Source organism: Pseudomonas sp. AC172, from assembly GCF_979258595.1.
Genome location: NZ_OZ409868.1, coordinates 2,849,041 through 2,867,481 on the forward strand (window position 1 = coordinate 2,849,041; position 18,441 = coordinate 2,867,481).

Here is an 18,441-nt window from a genome sequence, read left to right on the forward strand (position 1 = left end):
GCCCTCGAGAACACCACAAAACGCCCCGCCATTTTCGTATGCCGGGGCGTTTTGCTGTCTACGATTCAACTTGCCCCACCCAAGGCCGACAAACTGGCAATATCAAGCCTTTCGAAAGCGGAGATAACGGACATGTCCCTACGCACCCTGCTCACCACCCTGCTGCTCGGTTGCAGTTTTTCGGTGATGGCAGCCACAGAAATCGTGCCTCTAAATTACCGCACCAGCACCGACATGCTGCCGATGGCGCAAGACTTCCTCGGCAAGGACGGTCAGGTCAGCGCCTACGGCAATCAACTGATCATCAAGGCCGAACCGGACAAGATCCAGGAACTCAAGGCGCTGATCACCCAACTCGACACGGCACCCAAGCGCCTGCTGATCACCGTCGACACCAATGAAAACAATGGCCGTGGCGACGAAGGCTATTCGGTCAACGGCGCCCAACCGAACCAGACCCGCATCATCAGCCGCAGCACTGCCAGCCGTGACGGCGGTGTGCAGCAAGTGCAGGCCACCGACGGCATGCCGGCGCTGATTCAAGTCGGCCAGAGCGTGCCGATCACCAGCAGCCAGAGCAATTCCTACGGCGATTACAGCAGCCAGACCCAATATCGCAACGTCACTCAGGGTTTCTACGTCACCGCCAGTGTCACCGGAGACATCGTTCACCTGGCAATCAGTACCAACCGTGACCGCATGAGCCAGGAACGTCCTGATGTAGTGAACGTGCAAAGCACCGACACAACTGTCAGCGGTCGCCTCGGTGAGTGGATCACCCTCGCCGGCGTGAATCGCCAGACTCAGGCCGACAAACAGGGTCTGACCCGCAGCTACTCGACTCAAGGCCGGGATGACATGACCTTGCGGGTGAAAGTCGACGCCTTGGACTAAAGCACCAAAAACTGACTGATTAGTCGTATTAGACGAAAGATGTAGTGCTTGAAAAAAAGCACTACAAAACGTTTGACGAGGCAAAAAAGCGAAGGCATGATGGCCTCGCTCCCGCTAATCAGAGGCCCTGGCAAGGGCCTTCGAAGCGATGTTCGCACCTACCCCGCGAACCGTTTCGTGTCTGTACCGCCCACAAGGTGTGTTTGACGAGGTTGCCGACTGGAACGAAGTTGTCCCGAGGGACGGAAGCGTAATTAGGTAACCCGGCTCCACACTGTAGACCGTATAGAGGCCCACGACGCCCGAATGCGCCCGCAGTCCGCCACTACCTGCTCACTTCCCCTCGAGCCCATCGTTCATCCCGTCGCCTACCCCGCCGAATCCGACTTGACCACCTAAGCTTCTGGTCAGCGAGCGCAGGAATTTTCCACCGCAGAACAACTTTTCATAAAGACGCGACGAGGTTTATCTCCATGGCACTGACACGCGAACAGCAAATTGCAGCCCTCGAAAAAGACTGGGCTGAAAACCCGCGCTGGAAAGGCGTGACACGCACTTACTCCGCTGCTGACGTCGTCCGTCTGCGTGGCTCGGTTCAACCTGAGCACACCTTTGCAAAAATGGGCGCCGACAAGCTGTGGAACCTGGTCACCCAGGGTGCCAAGCCGTCCTTCCGTCCTGAGAAAGATTTCGTCAACTGCATGGGCGCCCTGACCGGCGGCCAGGCTGTTCAACAGGTTAAAGCCGGTATCCAGGCAATCTACCTGTCGGGCTGGCAAGTGGCTGCGGACAACAACTCCGCAGAATCCATGTACCCGGACCAGTCGCTGTACCCGGTGGACTCGGTTCCAACCGTGGTCAAGCGCATCAACAACTCGTTCCGTCGTGCTGACCAGATCCAGTGGAAAGCCGGCAAGAACCCGGGCGACGATGGCTACATCGACTACTTCGCACCGATCGTGGCTGACGCTGAAGCCGGTTTCGGCGGCGTACTGAACGCTTACGAGTTGATGAAGAGCATGATCGAAGCAGGCGCCGCCGGCGTTCACTTCGAAGACCAACTGGCTTCCGTGAAAAAATGCGGTCACATGGGCGGCAAGGTACTGGTTCCAACTCAGGAAGCCGTACAGAAGCTGACCGCTGCACGTCTGGCTGCCGACGTTGCCGGTACTCCGACCATCATCCTGGCCCGTACCGACGCCAACGCTGCTGACCTGCTGACCTCCGATTGCGACCCGTACGACCAGCCATTCGTGACTGGCGAGCGCACTCAGGAAGGTTTCTACAAGGTCCGCGCCGGCCTCGATCAAGCCATCGCCCGTGGTCTGGCTTACGCGCCGTACGCCGACCTGATCTGGTGCGAAACCGCCAAGCCGGATCTGGACGAGGCTCGTCGCTTCGCCGAAGCGATCAAAAAGGAATACCCGGACCAACTGCTGTCGTACAACTGCTCGCCTTCCTTCAACTGGAAGAAAAACCTGGACGACGCGACCATCGCCAAGTTCCAGCGCGAACTGTCCGCCATGGGTTACAAGCACCAGTTCATCACCCTGGCCGGCATTCACAACATGTGGCACAGCATGTTCAACCTGGCGCACGACTACGCCCGCAACGACATGACTGCCTACGTGAAGCTGCAAGAGCAGGAATTCGCTGACGCCGCCAAGGGTTACACCTTCGTGGCTCACCAGCAGGAAGTGGGCACCGGCTACTTCGACGACATGACCACCGTGATTCAGGGTGGCTCGTCTTCGGTCACCGCACTGACCGGTTCGACTGAAGAAGAACAGTTCCACTGATTCTGCTTCGCTGAGCAAACGGCCTCTGCGGATCGTATAGAAAGCTAACCGCAGAGCCGCAAAACTGACGCCCCGACTGGTTCGGGGCGTTTTTTTTGCTCGAGACAATCTACCAGACACCACAAACCCCTGTGGGAGCGAGATTGCTCACGAAGGCGTTGTGCCAGCTTGCACACGTGATGACTGACCCACCGCATTCGCGAGCAAGCTCGCTCCCACAGGAAAGCGTCAGCCGCGAGACAAAACATTGATCCAGCGCGGTACAACCGTCAGAAAAATCCGCTAAAACGGGCGCCGTCGCTACTTGCAGTAACGTGCAAGTAAGACAACTTCCCAACTGACATCCCGTTAAACAGTTACAAAACCACTCCAAACGATATTAATTATCATTTAGCCGCAACTATGTTCGTTACATTCCCTACAAAACATTATTTGCATAAACCCGCCTAATGCCCGCTACGCTTGGGCTGCAGGGCATTGGAGATGCGCTATGTCCTTATTCCAATAAATAATTTCGCTATAGGAATTTTACTTGCAGGGTGTTTAGCCATAAAATCAGCGCGATTGATTGCTGCGACATATCGTCACTGCCTATTTCTTTATCAAGCTCAGAGACCTTTGCTCTCTGTTAAGGATTACCAGCATGCCCGAAGCGACAGGACTCATGGCCCACAACTGGGGCTTTGCCATTTTCCTTCTGGGTGTCGTCGGCCTGTGTGCCTTCATGCTTGGCGTCTCCAGCCTCCTTGGGTCAAAAGCCTGGGGCCGCAGCAAAAACGAACCGTTCGAGTCGGGCATGCTACCTACCGGTGGCGCCCGCTTGCGGCTCTCAGCCAAATTCTATCTGGTCGCGATGCTCTTCGTGATCTTCGATATCGAAGCCCTCTTTCTCTTTGCATGGTCTGTGTCCGTCCGCGAAAGCGGCTGGACCGGATTCGTCGAAGCTCTCGTTTTCATAGCAATTCTGTTGGCAGGTCTTGTCTACCTGTTCCGAGTGGGCGCCCTTGACTGGGCTCCGGAAGCTCGTCGCAAGCGGCAGGCGAAGCTGAAACAATGAGGCTTTGGCAATGCAATACAATCTCACCAGGATCGACCCCGATGCTCCTAACGAGCAATATCCGATTGGCGAACGGGAAACCGTTTCCGATCCGTTAGAAGATCAAGTCCACAAAAACATTTTCATGGGCAAGCTGGAAGACGTGCTGAGTGGCGCGGTCAACTGGGGGCGTAAAAACTCCCTGTGGCCGTACAATTTCGGCTTGTCGTGCTGCTACGTGGAAATGACCACCGCCTTCACGGCGCCCCACGACATCGCGCGCTTTGGCGCCGAAGTTATCCGGGCATCGCCGCGTCAGGCCGACTTCATGGTTATCGCCGGTACCTGCTTCATCAAGATGGCGCCGATCATCCAGCGTCTCTACGAGCAAATGCTTGAGCCTAAGTGGGTTATCTCCATGGGTTCGTGCGCCAACTCCGGTGGCATGTACGACATCTACTCTGTGGTTCAAGGGGTGGACAAGTTCCTGCCCGTGGACGTCTACGTACCTGGCTGCCCTCCTCGCCCGGAAGCTTTTCTGCAGGGCTTGATGCTGCTGCAGGAATCGATTGGCAAGGAGCGTCGTCCGCTTTCCTGGGTCGTTGGCGATCAAGGCGTTTATCGCGCCGACATGCCTTCGCAGAAGGAAGAGCGCCGCGAACAGCGAATCGCAGTCACCAACCTGCGCAGCCCTGACGAAGTCTGATCCAGATCTGTTCTGACAAAGAAACGAGAAGCTGGCTTCATTCTTTACGTTGACCGAAAGCGAAAAAATAACCATGACTACAGGCAGTGCTCTGTACATCCCGCCTTATAAGGCAGACGACCAGGATGTGGTCGTTGAATTGAACAACCGTTTTGGCGCCGAAGCGTTCACCGCTCAATCGACCCGCACCGGCATGCCGGTGCTGTGGGTCGCGCGCGCCAGGCTCGTTGAAGTCCTGACTTTCCTGCGCAATCTGCCCAAGCCGTACGTCATGCTTTATGACCTGCACGGCGTGGACGAGCGTCTGCGCACCAAGCGTCAAGGGCTGCCGAGCGACGCTGAGTTCACCGTGTTCTATCACCTCATGTCGCTGGAGCGTAATAGTGACGTGATGATCAAGGTCGCCTTGTCCGAGAGCGACCTCAGCTTGCCGACCGTCACCAGCATCTGGCCGAACGCCAACTGGTACGAGCGTGAAGTCTGGGACATGTTCGGCATCGATTTCAAAGGTCACCCGCACCTGTCGCGCATCATGATGCCGCCGACCTGGGAAGGTCACCCGCTGCGCAAGGACTTCCCGGCGCGCGCCACCGAATTCGATCCGTACAGCCTCAACCTCGCCAAGCAACAGCTCGAGGAGGAAGCCGCGCGCTTCCGTCCGGAAGACTGGGGCATGAAGCGTTCCGGCCCGAACGAGGACTACATGTTCCTCAACCTCGGTCCGAACCACCCTTCGGCGCACGGTGCGTTCCGCATCATTCTGCAACTGGACGGCGAAGAGATCGTCGACTGCGTACCGGACATCGGTTACCACCACCGTGGTGCCGAGAAGATGGCCGAGCGTCAGTCGTGGCACAGTTTCATCCCGTACACCGACCGTATCGATTACCTCGGCGGTGTGATGAACAACCTGCCGTACGTGCTCTCGGTCGAGAAGCTGGCCGGCATCAAGGTGCCTGAGAAGGTCGACGTCATCCGCATCATGATGGCCGAGTTCTTCCGGATCACCAGCCACCTGCTGTTCCTCGGGACTTACATCCAGGACGTTGGCGCCATGACCCCGGTGTTCTTCACCTTCACCGACCGCCAGAAGGCGTACACGGTGATTGAAGCCATTACCGGTTTCCGTCTGCACCCGGCCTGGTACCGCATCGGTGGTGTCGCCCACGACCTGCCGCGCGGCTGGGAAAAGCTGGTGAAAGACTTCGTTGAATGGCTGCCAAAACGCCTCGACGAATACACCAAGGCTGCCCTGCAGAACAGCATCCTCAAGGGTCGTACCATCGGCGTTGCCCAGTACAACACCAAAGAAGCCCTGGAATGGGGCGTCACCGGTGCCGGCCTGCGTTCGACCGGTTGCGACTTCGACCTGCGTAAGGCGCGTCCGTACTCCGGCTACGAGAACTTCGAGTTCGAAGTACCGCTGGCCGTCAACGGCGATGCCTACGACCGCTGCATGGTTCGCGTTGAAGAGATGCGCCAGAGCATCAAGATCATCGACCAGTGCATGCGCAACATGCCGGAAGGCCCGTACAAGGCGGATCACCCGCTGACCACGCCGCCGCCGAAAGAACGCACGCTGCAGCACATCGAAACCTTGATCACGCACTTCCTGCAAGTTTCGTGGGGCCCGGTGATGCCGGCCAACGAATCCTTCCAGATGATCGAAGCGACCAAGGGCATCAACAGTTATTACCTGACGAGCGACGGCGGCACCATGAGCTACCGTACCCGGATCCGCACTCCAAGCTTCCCGCATCTGCAACAGATCCCTTCGGTGATCAAAGGCAGCATGGTCGCGGACATGATTGCGTACCTGGGTAGTATCGATTTCGTTATGGCCGACGTGGACCGCTAAGCATGAACAGCACGCTTATCCAGACAGACCGTTTCACCCTCAGTGAAACCGAACGCTCGGCCATCGAGCACGAGCTGCATCACTACGAAGACCCGCGCGCGGCGTCGATCGAAGCCCTGAAGATCGTTCAGAAAGAACGCGGCTGGGTGCCGGATGGCGCCTTGTACGCGATCGGCGAGATTCTCGGCATCCCGGCCAGCGACGTTGAAGGTGTGGCGACGTTCTATAGCCAGATTTTCCGTCAGCCGGTTGGCCGTCACATCATTCGCGTCTGCGACAGCATGGTCTGCTACATCGGCGGCCATGAGTCGGTGGTCAGCGAAATCCAGAACAATCTGGGCATCGGCCTGGGTCAGACCACCACCGACGGTCGTTTCACCCTGCTGCCGGTCTGCTGCCTCGGCAACTGCGACAAGGCACCGGCGCTGATGATCGACGACGACACCTTTGGTGATGTGCAGCCTGCTGGCGTCGCCAAACTGCTCGAGGGCTACGTATGACCCTGACATCTTTCGGTCCTGCCAACCGCATCCAGCGTTCGGCCGAGACTCACCCGCTGACCTGGCGTCTGCGCGATGACGGCGAAGCCGTTTGGCTCGACGAGTACCAGGCCAAGAACGGTTACGCCGCTGCGCGCAAAGCCTTCGCCGACATGGATCAGGACGCCATCGTCCAGACCGTGAAAGACGCAGGTTTGAAAGGTCGTGGCGGTGCAGGCTTCCCCACGGGCGTGAAGTGGGGCCTGATGCCCAAAGACGAATCCATCAACATCCGCTACCTGCTGTGCAACGCGGATGAAATGGAGCCGAACACCTGGAAAGACCGCATGCTGATGGAGCAACTGCCCCATCTGCTGATCGAAGGCATGCTGATCAGTGCTCGCGCGCTGAAAACCTACCGTGGCTACATCTTCCTGCGCGGCGAATACACCACCGCCGCCAAGCACCTCAACCGTGCCGTGGAAGAAGCCAAGGCTGCGGGCCTGCTGGGTAAAAACATTCTGGGCAGCGGCTTCGATTTCGAGCTGTTCGTCCACACCGGCGCCGGGCGTTACATCTGCGGTGAAGAAACCGCACTGATCAACTCCCTCGAAGGTCGGCGCGCCAACCCGCGCTCCAAGCCGCCCTTCCCTGCCGCCGTTGGCGTGTGGGGCAAGCCGACCTGCGTGAACAACGTGGAAACCCTGTGCAACGTGCCGGCGATCATTGCCGACGGCGTTGACTGGTACAAATCGTTGGCCCGTGAAGGCAGCGAAGACATGGGCACCAAGCTCATGGGCTTCTCCGGCAAGGTCAAGAATCCGGGCCTGTGGGAACTGCCATTCGGCGTCACCGGTCGCGAGCTGTTCGAAGACTACGCCGGCGGCATGCGCGACGGTTTCAAACTCAAGGCCTGGCAGCCAGGTGGCGCCGGTACCGGTTTCCTTCTGCCAGAACACCTCGACGCGCAAATGTATGCCGGCGGCATCGCCAAAGTGGGCACCCGTATGGGTACCGGCCTGGCCATGGCGGTGGACGACAGCGTCAACATGGTCTCCTTGCTGCGCAACATGGAGCAGTTCTTCGCTCGCGAGTCGTGCGGTTTCTGCACCCCGTGCCGTGATGGCTTGCCATGGAGCGTGAAGCTCTTGATGGCCATCGAACAAGGCCGCGGTCAGCCAGGCGACATCGAGACCCTGCTGGGTCTGGTCAACTTCCTCGGCCCAGGCAAGACCTTCTGTGCTCACGCACCGGGTGCCGTGGAACCGTTGGGCAGTGCCATCAAATACTTCCGTCCAGAGTTCGAAGCCGGTATCGCGCCTGTTAGCGCCGCCGTCCCGCCTCTGGCAAGGCCGATCGTAATCGGCGCGTAAACGCTTAATAAGGTGAAGGGCTCGGGCCCTTCGCCTCCTGCGATGACGCCTTTCGAGGCTGGTTTGATTCGCACGGATAACAAGATTCCATTAGCCACGCCCGCTGACACCGGGCCAACGAAGACCTTTGAACCATGGCCACTATCCACGTAGACGGCAAAGCGCTCGAAGTCGACGGGGCAGACAACCTGTTACAGGCATGTCTGTCGCTGGGCCTCGACATTCCATATTTCTGCTGGCACCCCGCGCTTGGTAGCGTCGGGGCTTGCCGCCAGTGCGCGGTCAAGCAGTACACCGACGAGAACGACACCCGTGGTCGCATCGTCATGTCCTGCATGACCCCCGCCACTGACAACACCTGGATCTCCATCGAAGATGAAGAATCCAAGGCGTTCCGCGCCAGTGTTGTTGAATGGCTGATGACCAACCACCCGCACGACTGCCCTGTGTGCGAAGAAGGCGGTCATTGCCACCTGCAAGACATGACCGTGATGACCGGCCACAACGAGCGCCGTTATCGCTTCACCAAACGCACCCACCAGAACCAGCAACTGGGCCCGTTCATTTCCCACGAAATGAACCGCTGCATCGCTTGCTACCGCTGCGTGCGTTTCTACAAGGATTACGCTGGCGGCACCGACCTCGGTGTATTCGGCGCCCACGACAACGTGTACTTCGGTCGCGTTGAAGACGGCACCCTCGAAAGCGAGTTCTCCGGCAACCTCACCGAGGTCTGCCCGACCGGTGTGTTCACCGACAAGACTCACTCCGAACGCTACAACCGCAAGTGGGACATGCAGTTCGCGCCGAGCATCTGCCATGGCTGCTCGAGCGGTTGCAACATTTCCCCGGGCGAGCGTTACGGCGAACTGCGTCGCATCGAAAACCGTTTCAACGGTTCGGTGAACCAGTACTTCCTGTGCGACCGTGGCCGTTTCGGTTATGGCTACGTCAACCGCACCGACCGTCCACGTCAGCCGTTGTTGGCCGACGGCACCAAGCTGGGCCTCGATGCTGCACTGGATAAAGCCGCTGATTTGCTGCGCGGTCGCAACATCGTCGGTATCGGTTCGCCGCGTGCCAGCCTTGAAAGCAACTACGCGTTGCGTGAACTGGTTGGCGCCGAGCACTTCTACTCGGGTATCGAAGCCTCTGAACTGGAGCGCATCCGTCTGGTCCTGCAAGTGCTGAAAGACAGCCCGCTGCCAGTGCCGAACATGCGCGACATCGAAGATCACGACGCGATATTCGTCCTCGGCGAAGACCTGACCCAGACCGCCGCCCGTGTGGCGCTGTCGCTGCGTCAGTCGGTCAAGGGCAAAGCCGAAGACATGGCCGAAGCCATGCGCGTTCAGCCTTGGCTCGACGCTGCGGTGAAGAACATCGGTCAGCACGCGCTGAACCCGCTGTTCATCGCCAGCCTGGCGGAAACCAAGCTCGACGACATCGCTGAAGAATGCGTACACGCCGCGCCTGACGATCTGGCTCGCATCGGTTTCGCCGTTGCCCACGCACTGGATGCCAGCGCTCCGGCCGTTGAAGGTCTGGACGCTGAAGCACTGGAACTGGCTCAGCGTATTGCTGACGCCCTGCTCGCCGCCAAACGTCCGCTGATCATCGCCGGTACTTCGCTGGGCTCCAAAGCCCTGATCGAAGCCGCCGCGAACATCGCCAAGGCGTTGAAGCTGCGCGAGAAAAACGGTTCGATCAGCCTGATCGTGCCGGAAGCCAACAGCCTTGGTCTGGCCATGCTCGGTGGCGAATCGGTCGACGCCGCGCTGCAAGCCGTCATCGACGGTAAGGCTGACGCGATCGTTGTGCTGGAAAACGATCTGTACACCCGCACCGCCAAAGAGAAAGTCGATGCGGCACTGAACGCGGCGCAAGTGGTGATCGTTGCCGACCATCAGAAAACCGCTACCAGCGACCGCGCGCATCTGGTGCTGCCAGCCGCAAGCTTTGCTGAAGGCGACGGTACGCTGGTCAGCCAGGAAGGTCGCGCCCAGCGCTTCTTCCAGGTTTTCGATCCGCAATACCTGGACGCAAGCATTCTGGTACACGAAGGCTGGCGCTGGCTGCACGCCCTGCGCGCGACCCTGCTGAACCAGCCGATCGACTGGACGCAACTCGACCACGTCACCGCTGCCGTTGCTTCGAGCACCGAGCAACTGGCGCGTATCGTCGACGCTGCACCGTCTGCGGCATTCCGCATCAAGGGTCTGAAACTGGCGCGTGAGCCGCTGCGTTACTCCGGTCGCACCGCGATGCGCGCCGACATCAGCGTTCACGAACCGCGCACCCCGCAAGACAAAGACACCGCGTTTGCCTTCTCCATGGAAGGTTACTCGGGTTCGGTTGAACCGCGTCAGCAGGTGCCATTTGCATGGTCGCCGGGCTGGAACTCGCCACAAGCGTGGAACAAGTTCCAGGACGAAGTCGGTGGTCACATCCGCGCTGGCGACCCGGGCACCCGCCTGATCGAAAGCACGGGCGATTCGCTGAACTGGTTCGCTGCAGCACCGCGCGCATTCAACCCGGCGCCGGGCACCTGGCAAGCCGTGCCGTTCTTCCACCTGTTCGGCAGCGAAGAAAACTCTTCGAAAGCCGCACCGGTTCAAGAGCGCATTCCGGCTGCTTACGTGGCACTGGCCAAGTCGGAAGCGGATCGTCTGGGCGTCAACGACGGTGCCCTGCTGAGCCTGAACGTCGCCGGTCAGACCCTGCGTCTGCCGCTGCGCATCAATGAAGAACTGGGCGCAGGTCTGGTGGCATTGCCTGCGGGCATCGCCGGCATTCCACCGGCATTCGCCGGCGTATCCGTCGACGGTCTGCAGGAGGCAGCGCAATGACCTGGTTCACCCCTGAAGTGATCGATGTGATCCTCTCGGTCGTCAAAGCCATCGTGATTCTGCTGGCCGTTGTGGTTGCAGGCGCGTTGCTCAGCTTTGTCGAGCGTCGCCTGCTGGGCTGGTGGCAGGACCGTTACGGTCCGAACCGCGTTGGTCCGTTTGGTATGTTCCAGATCGCCGCCGACATGCTGAAGATGTTCTTCAAGGAAGACTGGACCCCGCCGTTTGCCGATAAAGTGATTTTCACTTTGGCACCGGTGGTGGCGATGTCGGCCTTGCTAATCGCGTTTGCGATCATCCCGATTACCCCGACCTGGGGCGTCGCGGATCTGAACATCGGCCTGCTGTTCTTCTTCGCCATGGCCGGTCTGTCGGTCTACGCGGTGTTGTTCGCCGGCTGGTCGAGTAACAACAAGTTCGCCCTGCTCGGCAGCTTGCGTGCGTCGGCGCAGACCGTGTCCTACGAAGTGTTCATGGGCCTGGCCCTGATGGGCATCGTGGTTCAGGTTGGCTCGTTCAACATGCGCGACATCGTCGAGTACCAGGCGCAGAACCTGTGGTTCATCATTCCGCAGTTCTTCGGCTTCTGTACCTTCTTCATCGCTGGCGTCGCCGTGACTCACCGTCACCCGTTCGACCAGCCGGAAGCGGAACAGGAACTGGCCGACGGTTACCACATTGAATACGCCGGTATGAAGTGGGGCATGTTCTTCGTCGGTGAATACATCGGCATCATCCTGATCTCGGCGCTGCTGGTCACCCTGTTCTTCGGTGGCTGGCACGGTCCGTTCGGCATCTTGCCGCAACTGGCCTTCGTCTGGTTCGCACTGAAGACCGCGTTCTTCATCATGCTGTTCATCCTGCTGCGCGCTTCCATTCCGCGTCCGCGTTATGACCAGGTGATGGATTTCAGCTGGAAATTCTGCCTGCCACTGACCCTGATCAATTTGCTGGTGACCGCTGCAGTCGTGTTGTGGAACACGCCTGCGGTCGCGGTTCAGTGAGGATTTGACCCATGTTCAAATATATTGGCGACATCGTTAAGGGTACTGGTACCCAGTTGCGCAGCCTGGTCATGGTCTTCGGCCATGGCTTTCGCAAGCGCGACACCCTGCAATATCCGGAAGAAGCGGTCTACCTGCCACCACGCTACCGTGGTCGTATCGTCCTGACCCGCGACCCCGATGGCGAAGAGCGTTGCGTAGCCTGCAACCTGTGCGCCGTGGCTTGCCCGGTGGGTTGCATCTCGCTGCAGAAAGCTGAAACCGAAGACGGTCGCTGGTACCCGGACTTCTTCCGTATCAACTTCTCGCGCTGCATTTTCTGCGGTCTCTGCGAGGAAGCCTGTCCGACCACCGCAATCCAGCTGACACCGGATTTCGAGATGGCCGAGTTCAAACGTCAGGACCTGGTGTACGAGAAAGAAGATCTGTTGATCTCCGGCCCCGGCAAAAACCCTGATTACAACTTCTATCGTGTTGCAGGTATGGCAATCGCTGGCAAGCCGAAAGGCTCCGCGCAGAACGAAGCCGAACCGATCAACGTGAAGAGCTTGCTGCCTTAAGGAAGAACGATGGAATTCGCTTTCTATTTCGCATCGGGTATCGCTGTTGTGTCCACGCTTCGCGTAGTCACCAACACCAACCCTGTGCACGCCCTGCTCTACCTGATCATCTCGTTGATCGCCGTGGCCATGACCTTCTTCGCACTCGGCGCGCCGTTCGCCGGCGTGCTCGAAGTGATCGCCTACGCCGGCGCCATCATGGTGCTGTTCGTGTTCGTGGTGATGATGCTGAACCTGGGCCCCGCCTCGGTTCAGCAAGAACGCACCTGGCTGCGGCCCGGCATCTGGGCCGGTCCGGTGATTCTCGCCGCGCTGCTGCTGGCCGAACTGCTGTATGTGCTGTTCGCTCACCAGAGCGGTCAGGCCATCGGCCACACCACCGTAGACGCAAAAGCCGTGGGCATCAGCCTGTTCGGCCCGTACCTGCTGGTGGTCGAACTCGCCTCGATGCTGCTGCTTGCTGCAGCCGTCACGGCGTTCCATTTGGGCCGTAACGAGGCGAAGGAGTAAGACATGCCTGCTATCCCTCTCGAGCATGGATTGGCCGTTGCCGGCATCCTGTTCTGCCTTGGTCTGGTCGGCCTGATGGTCCGCCGCAACATTTTGTTCGTGTTGATGAGTCTGGAAGTGATGATGAACGCCTCTGCACTGGCGTTCATCGTTGCAGGCGCCCGTTGGGGCCAGCCGGATGGACAGATCATGTTCATCCTGGTGATCAGCCTTGCAGCTGCCGAGGCCAGTATTGGTCTGGCGATCCTGCTGCAACTGTATCGCCGCTTCCACACGCTCGATATCGACGCTGCCAGTGAGATGCGCGGATGAACCTGATCTTTCTGACTTTCGTATTCCCTCTGATCGGTTTCCTGCTCCTGTCGTTCTCCCGTGGACGCTGGTCGGAAAACCTCTCGGCGCTGATCGGCGTGGGTTCCATTGGCTTGTCGGCGATTGTCGCCGCCTACGTCATCTGGCAATTCAACGTCGCGCCACCCGAAGGCGGTCACTACACCCTGGTGCTGTGGAAGTGGATGGCGGTTGAAGGCTTCAAGCCTGACTTCGCCCTCTACGTCGACGGCCTGTCGATCACCATGCTCGGCGTGGTCGTTGGCGTCGGTTTCCTGATCCACCTGTTCGCGTCCTGGTACATGCGCGGCGAAGCGGGTTACTCGCGCTTCTTCTCGTACACCAACCTGTTTATCGCCAGCATGCTGTTCCTGGTGCTCGGCGATAACCTGTTGTTCCTGTACTTCGGCTGGGAAGGCGTGGGCCTGTGCTCGTACCTGTTGATCGGTTTCTACTACAGCAACCGCAACAACGGTAACGCCGCACTCAAGGCGTTCATCGTGACCCGGATCGGCGACGTGTTCATGGCCATCGGCCTGTTCATCCTGTTCCAGCAAGTCGGCACACTGAACATCCAGGAACTGCTGGTGCTGGCACCGCAGAAATTCCAGGTCGGCGACTTCTGGATCACCCTGGCAACGCTGATGCTGCTGGGTGGCGCGGTCGGTAAATCGGCGCAACTGCCGCTGCAAACCTGGCTCGCGGACGCGATGGCTGGCCCGACTCCGGTTTCGGCACTGATCCACGCCGCAACCATGGTGACCGCTGGTGTTTACCTGATCGCCCGTACCCACGGTCTGTTCACCCTGGCGCCGGAAATCCTGCACCTGGTCGGCATCGTCGGTGGCGTGACCCTGGTTCTCGCAGGCTTCGCTGCACTGGTACAAACCGACATCAAACGTATCCTCGCCTACTCGACCATGAGCCAGATCGGCTACATGTTCCTGGCGCTGGGCGTTGGCGCATGGGATGGCGCGATTTTCCACCTGATGACCCACGCCTTCTTCAAGGCCCTGCTGTTCCTTGCTTCCGGTGCGGTGATCGTTGCCTGCCACCACGAGCAGAACATCTTCAAGATGGGCGGGCTGTGGAAAAAACTGCCACTGGCCTACGCCAGCTTCATCGTCGGTGGTGCTGCCCTCGCCGCTCTGCCTCTGGTTACCGCAGGCTTCTACTCCAAGGACGAAATCCTTTGGGAAGCGTTCGCCAGCGGCAACCACGGTCTGCTCTACGCAGGTCTGGTCGGCGCGTTCATGACGTCGCTGTACACCTTCCGCCTGATCTTCATCACGTTCCACGGTGAAGCCAAGACCGAAGCCCACGCCGGTCACGGCATCTCGCACTGGCTGCCACTGTCGGTGCTGATCGTGCTGTCGACCTTCGTCGGCGCCATGATCGTGCCACCGCTGCATGGCGTGCTGCCAGAAAGCGTTGGCCATGCCGGTGGCGAAGCCAAGCACAGTCTGGAAATCGCTTCGGGCGCCATCGCTCTGGCCGGTATCCTGCTGGCAGCGCTGCTGTTCCTCGGCAAGCGTCGCTTCGTCACGGCCATCGCCAACAGCGGCATCGGCCGTTTCCTCTCGGCCTGGTGGTTCGCTGCCTGGGGCTTCGACTGGATCTACGACAAACTGTTCGTCAAGCCTTACCTGGCGATCAGCCACGTACTGCGCAAAGACCCGCTCGACCAGACCATCGGTCTGATCCCGCGTATGGCCAAGGGTGGTCACACCGCCCTGAGCCGCACCGAGACCGGTCAACTGCGTTGGTACGCTGCTTCGATGGCTGCTGGTGCCGTGCTGGTTATCGGCGCCATCGTGCTGGTAGCGGTCTGATATGAACCTTGCGAATTTGCGAAAGGAAACGAGCCCGTCATGATTCTGCCTTGGCTAATCCTGATCCCCTTCATCGGCGGCCTGCTGTGCTGGATGGGTGAGCGCTTCGGCGCTACCCTCCCGCGCTGGATTGCGCTGTTGACCATGACCCTGGAACTCGCCCTCGGCCTCTGGCTGTGGGCCCACGGTGACTATTCATTTGCGCCGGCGCCTGGCGCCGATCCGACCTGGGCGCTTGAGTTCAAGCATGTCTGGATCCAGCGCTTCGGCATCAACGTGCACCTGGCCCTCGACGGCCTGTCGCTGTTGATGATCCTGCTGACCGGTCTGCTGGGTATCCTCTCGGTACTCTGCTCATGGAAAGAGATTCAACGTCACGTTGGCTTCTTCCACCTGAACCTGATGTGGATCCTGGGCGGCGTTGTCGGCGTGTTCCTCGCCCTCGACCTGTTCATGTTCTTCTTCTTCTGGGAAATGATGCTGGTACCGATGTACTTCCTCATCGCGCTCTGGGGTCACAGTTCTTCGGACGGCAAGAAAACCCGGATCTACGCAGCGACCAAGTTCTTCATCTTCACTCAGGCGTCCGGCCTGATCATGCTGGTGGCGATCCTCGGTCTGGTGCTGGTCAACTTCAACAATACTGGCGTGATTACTTTCAACTACGCCGACCTGTTGAAAACCAAGATGTCGATGACCACCGAGTACATCCTGATGCTCGGTTTCTTCATCGCCTTCGCGGTCAAGCTGCCGGTCGTACCGTTCCACTCGTGGTTGCCTGATGCCCACGCCCAGGCGCCGACTGCCGGTTCCGTCGACCTCGCCGGTATCTTGCTGAAAACCGCTGCCTACGGTCTGCTGCGTTTCGCTCTGCCGCTGTTTCCGAACGCTTCGGCCGAGTTTGCGCCGATCGCCATGACCCTCGGTCTGGTCGGGATCTTCTACGGTGCGTTCCTCGCCTTCGCGCAAACCGACATCAAGCGTCTGATCGCCTTCTCGTCTGTTTCCCACATGGGTTTCGTGTTGATCGGCATCTACTCCGGCAGCCAACTGGCCCTGCAAGGTGCAGTGATCCAGATGTTGGCGCACGGTGTCTCGGCGGCGGCACTGTTTATCCTCAGCGGTCAGTTGTACGAGCGTCTGCACACTCGGGACATGCGTGAGATGGGCGGTCTGTGGTCGCGTATCGCTTACCTGCCGGCGATCAGCCTGTTCTTCGCTGCCGCATCCCTGGGTTTGCCGGGTACCGGTAACTTCGTCGGTGAGTTCCTGATCCTGATCGGTACTTTCGCCAGCGCTCCATGGATTACCGCGATTGCTACCTCCGGTCTGGTGTTCGGTTCGGTCTACTCGCTGATCATGATCCACCGTGCCTACTTCGGTCCGTCGAAATCGGATTCGATCCTGCACGGTATGGACGCTCGCGAACTGATCATGGTGCTGGGCCTTGCGGTGCTGCTGATTTACCTCGGCGTTTACCCGCAACCGTTCCTCGACACGTCTGCCGCCACGATGCATGGCGTGCAGCAGTGGCTCGGCACCGCCTTCACTCAACTCGCTTCGGCCCGGTAAGAGCGCTATGGAATTCACGATTCAACACTTTATTGCGCTTGCGCCACTGTTGATCACCAGCCTCACCATTATCGTGGTGATGCTGGCAATCGCCTGGCGCCGCAACCACTCGCAGACCTTCCTGATCTCGGTCGCCGGTCTGAACCTGGCCTTGCTGTCGATCCTGCCAGCGCTGAAAGTCGCGCCTCTGGCCGTGACTCCACTGCTGCAAATCGACACTTTCGCTTGCCTGTACATGGCGCTGATACTGGTCGCCACCCTCGCCTGCGTCACCCTCGCCCACGCTTACTTGGGTGATGGCGGTTCGGGCTACCCGGGCAACCGTGAAGAACTGTACCTGCTGATCCTGATGGCCGCCGCCGGTGGTCTGGTTCTGGTCAGCGCGCAGCACCTCGCCGGTTTGTTCATCGGTCTGGAGCTGCTCTCGGTGCCGGTTTACGGTCTGGTGGCTTACGCCTTCTTCAACAAGCGTTCGCTGGAAGCCGGCATCAAATACATGGTGCTGTCGGCCGCAGGTTCCGCGTTCCTGTTGTTCGGTATGGCGCTGCTGTACGCCGACTCGGGTTCGCTGAGCTTCGTCGGTATCGGTCAGGCGCTGGCTGCGACTGGCCTGCCTAGCTCGCTGGCGCAACTGGGCCTGGGCATGATGCTGATCGGTCTGGCGTTCAAGCTGTCGCTGGTACCGTTCCACCTGTGGACGCCGGACGTTTACGAAGGTGCTCCGGCGCCGGTGGCTGCGTTCCTCGCAACCGCTTCGAAAGTGGCCGTGTTTGCGGTGATGGTGCGTCTGTTCCAGATCTCCCCTGCCGCCAGCAGTGGTGTACTGAGCGACGTGCTGACCGTTATCGCTATCGCCTCGATCCTGTTCGGTAACCTGCTGGCCCTGACCCAGAGCAACCTCAAGCGTCTGCTCGGTTACTCGTCCATCGCGCACTTCGGCTACCTGCTGATCGCGCTGGTAGCGAGCAAGGGTCTGGCAGTGGAAGCCATCGGCGTGTACCTGGTCACCTACGTGATCACCAGCCTCGGCGCCTTCGGCGTGATCACCCTGATGTCCTCGCCGTACAACGGCCGTGACGCAGACGCGCTGTACGAGTACCGCGGTCTGTTCTGGCGCCGTCCGTACCTGACCGCCGTACTGACCGTGATGATGCTGTCGCTGGCGGGTATCCCGCTGACCGCTGGCTTCATCGGCAAGTTCTACATCATCGCTACCGGTGTTGAATCGCACCAATGGTGGCTGGTCGGCTCGCTGGTGCTGGGCAGCGCCATCGGCGTCTTCTACTACCTGCGCGTGATGGTCACCCTGTACCTGATCGAGCCAAACCTGCGTCGCCACGACGCCCAGCTGCACTGGGAACAAAAGGCAGGCGGCGTGATGCTGCTGGCCATCGCCCTGGTCGCATTCTTCCTGGGTGTGTACCCGCAGCCATTGCTGACTCTGGTTCAGCAGGCGGGTCTGGCGGGCTGATTGCTCCGTTAGAGCTGGCAATAAATGAAAACGGCACCTTCGGGTGCCGTTTTTGTTTTTGTGGGATTCAACATCTCGAGCGCTTGCGCTGGCCTCATCGCGGGCAAGCCCGGCTCCCACAGGTTTCGATGGTGTTCACAAAGTCTGTACCCACCCTGGACCACTGTG

15 protein-coding genes are annotated in these 18,441 nt (G+C 59.5%); all 15 read left to right on the forward strand.

The features are described 5' to 3' along the window. Nucleotides 1–132 precede the first annotated feature (132 nt). The 15 genes from ACZ0A4_RS12720 (at nt 133) to nuoN (ending at nt 18,273) form a co-directional block, all read left to right on the forward strand. On the forward strand, nt 133–894 hold the full coding sequence (locus tag ACZ0A4_RS12720; RefSeq protein WP_099756645.1) for a secretin N-terminal domain-containing protein: 762 nt from the start codon (nt 133–135) through the stop codon (nt 892–894). A gap of 473 nt (nt 895–1,367) precedes the next feature. Next, on the forward strand, nt 1,368–2,693 hold the full coding sequence (gene aceA, locus ACZ0A4_RS12725; RefSeq protein ID WP_007920195.1) for an isocitrate lyase: 1,326 nt from the start codon (nt 1,368–1,370) through the stop codon (nt 2,691–2,693). Nucleotides 2,694–3,336: 643 nt separating this feature from the next. Further along, nucleotides 3,337–3,750: an NADH-quinone oxidoreductase subunit A gene (locus ACZ0A4_RS12730; protein ID WP_003223812.1), complete on the forward strand. Its 414-nt coding sequence runs from the start codon at nt 3,337–3,339 to the stop codon at nt 3,748–3,750. A gap of 10 nt (nt 3,751–3,760) precedes the next feature. After that, nucleotides 3,761–4,435 (forward strand): NuoB/complex I 20 kDa subunit family protein, encoded by a 675-nt coding sequence (locus ACZ0A4_RS12735; RefSeq protein ID WP_007920192.1) that lies wholly within the window; start codon nt 3,761–3,763, stop codon nt 4,433–4,435. Between the two features lie 73 nt (nt 4,436–4,508). Continuing rightward, complete coding sequence (gene nuoC / locus ACZ0A4_RS12740) at nt 4,509–6,293, forward strand: NADH-quinone oxidoreductase subunit C/D (RefSeq protein ID WP_463574999.1); 1,785 nt, start codon at nt 4,509–4,511, stop codon at nt 6,291–6,293. A gap of 2 nt (nt 6,294–6,295) precedes the next feature. Beyond that, entirely contained in the window at nt 6,296–6,793 is a 498-nt protein-coding gene (gene nuoE, locus ACZ0A4_RS12745; RefSeq protein ID WP_007920186.1) for an NADH-quinone oxidoreductase subunit NuoE, read from the forward strand. Then, nucleotides 6,790–8,145: an NADH-quinone oxidoreductase subunit NuoF gene (gene nuoF / locus ACZ0A4_RS12750; RefSeq protein ID WP_007920184.1), complete on the forward strand. Its 1,356-nt coding sequence runs from the start codon at nt 6,790–6,792 to the stop codon at nt 8,143–8,145. The genes nuoE and nuoF overlap by 4 nt, the downstream gene beginning before the upstream one ends. 134 nt (nt 8,146–8,279) lie before the next feature. Continuing rightward, nucleotides 8,280–10,994 carry an NADH-quinone oxidoreductase subunit NuoG gene (gene nuoG, locus ACZ0A4_RS12755; protein ID WP_463575000.1) on the forward strand — a complete coding sequence of 905 codons (2,715 nt, stop codon included), beginning with the start codon at nt 8,280–8,282 and terminating at the stop codon, nt 10,992–10,994. Then, nucleotides 10,991–11,998, forward strand: a complete 1,008-nt coding sequence (gene nuoH / locus ACZ0A4_RS12760) for an NADH-quinone oxidoreductase subunit NuoH (RefSeq protein WP_007920179.1) — start codon at nt 10,991–10,993, stop codon at nt 11,996–11,998. The genes nuoG and nuoH overlap by 4 nt, the downstream gene beginning before the upstream one ends. 11 nt (nt 11,999–12,009) lie before the next feature. Beyond that, on the forward strand, nt 12,010–12,558 hold the full coding sequence (gene nuoI, locus ACZ0A4_RS12765) for an NADH-quinone oxidoreductase subunit NuoI (protein WP_007920177.1): 549 nt from the start codon (nt 12,010–12,012) through the stop codon (nt 12,556–12,558). A 9-nt stretch (nt 12,559–12,567) separates the two neighbouring features. Then, nucleotides 12,568–13,068 carry an NADH-quinone oxidoreductase subunit J gene (gene nuoJ / locus ACZ0A4_RS12770; protein WP_322844037.1) on the forward strand — a complete coding sequence of 167 codons (501 nt, stop codon included), beginning with the start codon at nt 12,568–12,570 and terminating at the stop codon, nt 13,066–13,068. Nucleotides 13,069–13,071: 3 nt separating this feature from the next. Further along, a complete protein-coding gene (gene nuoK, locus ACZ0A4_RS12775) occupies nt 13,072–13,380 on the forward strand; it encodes an NADH-quinone oxidoreductase subunit NuoK (protein ID WP_003223790.1) in 309 nt (102 codons plus the stop codon). Next, nucleotides 13,377–15,230, forward strand: a complete 1,854-nt coding sequence (gene nuoL, locus ACZ0A4_RS12780; protein ID WP_007920175.1) for an NADH-quinone oxidoreductase subunit L — start codon at nt 13,377–13,379, stop codon at nt 15,228–15,230. Before nuoK ends, nuoL begins: the two co-directional genes overlap by 4 nt. A 39-nt stretch (nt 15,231–15,269) precedes the next feature. Further along, a complete protein-coding gene (gene nuoM / locus ACZ0A4_RS12785) occupies nt 15,270–16,802 on the forward strand; it encodes an NADH-quinone oxidoreductase subunit M (protein WP_186622542.1) in 1,533 nt (510 codons plus the stop codon). 7 nt (nt 16,803–16,809) lie between these two features. Beyond that, nucleotides 16,810–18,273 carry an NADH-quinone oxidoreductase subunit NuoN gene (gene nuoN, locus ACZ0A4_RS12790; RefSeq protein ID WP_007920173.1) on the forward strand — a complete coding sequence of 488 codons (1,464 nt, stop codon included), beginning with the start codon at nt 16,810–16,812 and terminating at the stop codon, nt 18,271–18,273. Nucleotides 18,274–18,441: the final 168 nt, after the last annotated feature.